The 273-nt window shown below is 57.5% G+C and carries 1 tRNA gene; it reads left to right on the plus strand.

What is annotated here, in order from left to right:
- The first annotated feature begins 82 nt into the window (after nucleotides 1–82).
- Nucleotides 83–159: transfer RNA gene (locus NX780_RS25145), tRNA-Arg, on the plus strand.
- Nucleotides 160–273: the final 114 nt, after the last annotated feature.

Consider the following 273-nt stretch of genomic DNA (forward strand, 5'->3'; position numbering starts at 1 on the left):
CGCCACGCCAGGCGGCCCGGCTTGGCAAGCCGACAATGAGGCTTTGCCAACAGGCGAAGGCCTGCTATAATGCGTGCCTCGGGCGGCTGTAGCTCAGCTGGATAGAGTACTTGGCTACGAACCAAGGGGTCGTGGGTTCGATTCCTGCCAGCCGCGCCAGAATATGAGGGGCCAGATCGGAAGATCTGGTCCCTTTTTTCATGGCTGTGTTCGCGTTAATTATGCTCTCGCAGCTACCTTCACTAAGCTTGTCGTACCGCAGTACACAGCCAT

This window comes from Massilia agri, assembly GCF_024753255.1.
GTDB classification, from domain to species: domain Bacteria; phylum Pseudomonadota; class Gammaproteobacteria; order Burkholderiales; family Burkholderiaceae_D; genus Telluria; species Telluria agri.